This window comes from Pseudomonas sp. EL_65y_Pfl1_R83, assembly GCF_963970695.1.
Lineage (GTDB): Bacteria > Pseudomonadota > Gammaproteobacteria > Pseudomonadales > Pseudomonadaceae > Aquipseudomonas > Aquipseudomonas tritici.
The window spans coordinates 1-559 of record NZ_CAXAQI010000187.1 but is presented as its reverse complement, the minus strand read 5'-3'; the positions used below and the strand labels follow the sequence as shown (position 1 = coordinate 559).

Here is a 559-nt window from a genome sequence, read left to right as displayed (position 1 = left end):
GATCAGCGGGGCAATCGAGTTGCTCGGCGATCCGGCGGACCAGATAATCGCCCTGCGCGACCATCTCGCAGACCTGTATGAACGGCTCCGACCACGGCACCAGGGACGAATGCTCCACTGGCATATCAGACGCGCGATGCTGGCCGAGCCATGTCCCTGCGCCGATCGGTATCCGAATCCGGAATGGCCACTGCGCCGCCTGGCGTTCATGCTCGACCGGCTTGGCGATGCCTGCTTCACCGTCATCGCCTATCTTGTTGGCGCGCGCGCCTCCGAGATACTCAGGCTTGAAGAGGGCTGCCTCGAACGGCGCGCGACCGACGAAGACGGCGAGGAACACGTCTATCTGGTCGGCACGATCACGAAGACGTCGCTGACGAAACATGGCGACCTCCACCGTTGGCTCGCGCCCGAGCCGGTCCAGCGCGCAATCCACATACTCGAGCGTCTCTCCGAGATCGAAGACCCCCAGTAATCAAAGCCGGACAGTGCGAGTAATGGGGATTGCCGAGTAATGGTTAAAAAAAAAAATGGGGGGGGGGGGGGGGGGGGGGGGGGG

Annotated in this window: 1 protein-coding gene; it reads left to right on the top strand. The window is 63.0% G+C overall.

Annotated features, from left to right (window positions below):
- The coding region (locus tag AACY08_RS28330) for a hypothetical protein (protein WP_339472409.1) at positions 1-475 on the top strand (475 nt) is incomplete at its 5' end.
- Positions 476-559: the final 84 nt, after the last annotated feature.